Here is a 3867-nt window from a genome sequence, read left to right as displayed (position 1 = left end):
CAAAACTAAATTGCATAGAAGCTTATGCTTTTACAATCATAAGGCCTAAAGGGCGGCAAAATCTAATTAGTCACCCCTTTAGGAAATTAAGGGGTGCCCGGCCAGGGTAGAATGCTCTTAACCAAACGACATTGAATCTCTCTACCTAAACATCACCTCAGCCATCACCGGCAGGTGGTCGCTGGGGTATCTTTTCTCTATGGCATCCGACAGCACAGCATATTTTCTCACCAGCACTTTTTCATTGACAAAGATGTAGTCGATGCGGCGGGTGAGGTCGGCGTTGTGGTCGAAACCATTCCAGGTGCCGTAGGGCCCGTAAGGTGGGTTCTCGCTTAAATTACGAGCGTCGGTCAGGCCCTCGGTAAGTGTTTCGTAGGCCTTTGTTTCTGGCTCCGAGTTGAAGTCACCAGTCAGGATTACCGGCAGGTTGCCAGCTATTTCTTTGACCTTCTCGATGATCAGCTTCGAAGAATTGGTTCTAGCCTCCACTCCGATGTGGTCATAATGTGTATTGAAAATGTAAAAGTCTTTTCCCAAATGCCGGTTTTTCATTTTTGCCCAGGAACACACCCTCACAATGGCTGCATCCCAGCCTTTGGAGGGAACATCCGGGGTTTCTGACAGCCAGAAAGTGCCGGAGTCCATCACCTGAAAAAGGTGTTTGTTGTACAGAATGGCCGAAAACTCACCTTTAGCGATGCCATCGTCTCTGCCTACACCCAGCCAGTTATGGTCGGGCAGCCTTTCTTCAAGGTCTTTGAGCTGGTGAAGCAAGGCCTCTTGCACGCCCACTATTTCGGCTTCATGAAATTTGACGAGGTCAGCGACGGCGTCTTTTCTGTTGGGCCAGGCGTTGATGCTGTCGTTGGGTGTGTCGTACCGGAGGTTGAACGACATCACCTTGAAAGAGGGTATTTCTTTCTTTTTGCAGCCGGTGGCTACAATCAATAAAAGTAAGGCAATGGCTAAGAGATTCTTCATCAGTATGCGGTAGGTGTGTTTGGAATATTAGAAGCAGCAAGGTGCAAAATTTGGGAACTAACCTCAAATGCTACCTTGCTACTTCTTTGAGTGAGATTGAAAATGCAGCGTTACTTAAGTCCAATATGTTTTGAAAACAGCGTTAAAATCTTTTGTCCTACCCCAACCCTAAAGGGAGCCAAAAGATTTTAACCGCTTTCACATTTCGTTACAGGAACAACTACAATATCGTCAAATTATCACTCCTTTACTTCCCATTCGGAAACATGGGTCGTGGAATCACCATCAGCTCTTTTTGTCGGCCGTCGATGTAGCGGAAGCCGGTTTTGTCAAAATAGCCGTCCTCTTCCAGCATGATCCTGATCTCTTTGTTCCATTCCTTGATGAACACGCTGGCGTTGAGTTCAATGGAATAGGCGGTGTTGTGGTAAAGCGGATAGTCGCCGTTGAATGGTACACCGTCCTGCTGGTCCCACATGCCAATAGTGGGGCCGCTGGCATGGCCGTAGTAGCCTATTGGGTGTGTGTAGATAGACGGCTTAAGTCCGGCGGCCTTAGACTGATCAAGGGCTGCCTTCAGGATTTCATTGCCGCTTTTGCCCACTATAAAGTTGCTGGTGAGGGCGTCCTGCACTTTGTTGCCCTCTGCAAATGCGTCTTGCAGAAACTTAGGCGGCTCGATTTCCCCGGGCTTCAAAATATAGGCATGCTGCTGTGTATCCGTGTTAAGGCGCAGGTAGGTGATACCAAAGTCGGTGTGAATAAGGTCGCCGGGTAATATCACCTGCTCTCCCGGCCTCTCTGAGAAGCTCCGCAAATGATCGAAAGACTCCGGGTCCTGGCGCTGAATGGATACTGAGGGGTGGAACCAGGTGTCGAGCTTCAGCTCCTTGATGCGCTCACGCATCCACCACACCACGTCGTCGGTAGAAGTGATGCCAGGTTGAATGACTTTGTCGGAGAAGGCTTCCTGAATGATTTGGTGGGCAATTCTCACAATTTGCTGATACACGATCATCTCACTTTCCGTGCGGGTTTCGAGCCAGCCAATGGCCAGCTTCTCGGCTGACACCACTTTTTGCTGAAAGTTCTTCGGCAGCACATTCATGAGCTGGTCGTACTCATTGGAGGTGATGCCATCTGTTTGTGCAAAGTGCTCCGACTTATTGATGCCTATTTTCTTTGGGTTCTTCTCCTGTATCAGCCTGCTCAGTGCCTTGAACTGATCGGGCTGAATGGTAGGGTTCCATGCCATTTTGAACATGGTGCCTACGTTGTACCTGGCAATGGCATAAGTTTCCAGCTCTTTGCCTGCGCCGGGGTCATACACTACCAGAATGGTGCGGCGACGGGCGGCCAGCCAGGTGGCAGGCAGCATGGTGCGGATGACAGGGTCTTCGTTGTATTCACGGGCGATGATCAGCCACATGTCGAGGCCTTCCCTGCGCATGAGGTCGGGTAGTAAATATTTGATTCGCTCTTCCAGCCAGCGGTCGATGACTTCGGCTTGCTCCCGCTGGGTGAGGATTTTGGGGACTGACATGTCCTGCGCCAGCACCTGGCCAGCCACCACTATAGTAAAAAGGAAGGTGAGTATTTTTTGCATGTTTCAACGTTTTGCGTAAGCTGATGAAAAACTGCAAATGAGACAAAGGAAATTGTTTGGGTGGAGAGGTGTGGTGGTCAATACTTCACCCATTTTGAAATGGGCCCGAGCTAATAGTTCGTCGCCAGCGGGGTATCGTGTCACATGATTTTACAGATACTGTCTACGCTTTCTCTGAGCTTTGCCATTTACCTCTTCTTGTTTTTCAGCTCCTTTTCTGTTTTTTCTATTTTTTTGATAAAGTCTTTCTCTACTTGTGAAAGTTCGTTTTGATGGAGCTCTTTGAATTTCTCGTATTCAGCATGTGCTTTATCCAATGCCTTTTGATGGCTCACTTTTCCGGCATGGGGAGTATTATATTTGGATCATAATCAATACTCGTTGCATAAATATCAAGCACTTTTCTCCAAAAGATTTTTTCAGAAGAGCGAATATCCCTGATACGGGCGAGCAATTCATCAAAGTAATTGCCACCACCGGCTTCTTTGAGCAACTCATCGTTCATGGTGAACCCTTTCACAATGTACTCACGCAAGCGAGCAGTTGCCCATTGTCTGAACTTGGTGCCTTGCAGGCTTTTCACCCGGTAACCGACAGATATAATGACGTCCAGATTATAAAAATTTGTGGGTTTGGTAGAAAAATCGGAAATCCCGATTTTTCTCATGGATGTTTCCTTGGTTAGTTCACCTTCCTTGTAAATATTCAGAATATGCTCATTAATGGTCGATTTGCCTTTTTGAAAAAGTTCGGCCATTTGCTCAAGAGTTAACCAAACTGTTTCATTCTCCAAGCGAGTTTGAATGCTAGTCTTGCCATCTTCAGTTTGATATATGATGATCTCTGAACTCATTAAGCTCCTGTTTTTTTAAGTTCTGATTCTTTCACTGCTTGAAAGTACTTTTTCTTTTCTCCAAAAATACCATTTACAATTCCCAATGCTGAACCCGGTTGGAAATCTCATGGATCAGCCATCCATTTTTATATTTTGTTCGGCTTTCCCGCTTAGCGTCGGGTTGAAACCAGACGATGGGGCTGAGCGATGCCCTTCGGAACAGGGGAAAAAAGGAGGGTAAGGACTTTCTGCATATTTCATCGTTTTGCGAAAGCTGATGAAAAAGTGCAAATGAGACAAAGGAAATTGTTTGGGTGGGGAGAATGCCTGACCCATTTTTAATATGGTGCGAGCTAAAAGCTAGCATTAGCAAGGGGATAGTTGGCGAGAGAGTGTTACAATAACTGTGTCAAGTCATTGATTTAGTAAAAATCGATAACTT

The 3867-nt window shown here is 46.8% G+C and carries 4 protein-coding genes; all 4 read right to left on the bottom strand.

The genetic code is table 11. The features are described 5' to 3' along the window. Window positions 1-141 precede the first annotated feature (141 nt). The 4 genes from AAC052_RS27360 to rhuM all read right to left on the bottom strand — a co-directional run bounded on the left by AAC052_RS27360 (window position 142) and on the right by rhuM (window position 3443). Complete coding sequence (locus AAC052_RS27360) at window positions 142-984, bottom strand: endonuclease/exonuclease/phosphatase family protein (protein WP_339816317.1); 843 nt, start codon at window positions 982-984, stop codon at window positions 142-144. Between the two features lie 247 nt (window positions 985-1231). After that, entirely contained in the window at window positions 1232-2590 is a 1359-nt protein-coding gene (locus AAC052_RS27355; RefSeq protein ID WP_339816314.1) for a M24 family metallopeptidase, read from the bottom strand. Window positions 2591-2778: 188 nt separating this feature from the next. Next, window positions 2779-2925: a hypothetical protein gene (locus AAC052_RS27350; RefSeq protein WP_339816312.1), complete on the bottom strand. Its 147-nt coding sequence runs from the start codon at window positions 2923-2925 to the stop codon at window positions 2779-2781. Beyond that, on the bottom strand, window positions 2922-3443 hold the full coding sequence (gene rhuM / locus AAC052_RS27345; RefSeq protein ID WP_339816311.1) for a RhuM family protein: 522 nt from the start codon (window positions 3441-3443) through the stop codon (window positions 2922-2924). Before rhuM ends, AAC052_RS27350 begins: the two co-directional genes overlap by 4 nt. Between the last annotated feature and the right edge of the window lie 424 nt (window positions 3444-3867).

Source organism: uncultured Imperialibacter sp., from assembly GCF_963974565.1.
In the GTDB taxonomy this organism is placed as follows: Bacteria; Bacteroidota; Bacteroidia; order Cytophagales; family Cyclobacteriaceae; genus Imperialibacter; species Imperialibacter roseus.
Note: the sequence above shows the minus strand (reverse complement) of the source record. Positions and strands in the feature narration are given on the sequence as shown.

Bases quoted from the DNA above. Each gene is read 5' to 3' on its own strand.
- AAC052_RS27360 (WP_339816317.1), bottom strand. From the start codon at position 984: ATGAAGAATCTCTTAGCCATTGCCTTACTTTTATTGATTGTAGCCACC.
- AAC052_RS27355 (WP_339816314.1), bottom strand. From the start codon at position 2,590: ATGCAAAAAATACTCACCTTCCTTTTTACTATAGTGGTGGCTGGCCAG.
- rhuM (WP_339816311.1), bottom strand. From the start codon at position 3,443: ATGAGTTCAGAGATCATCATATATCAAACTGAAGATGGCAAGACTAGC.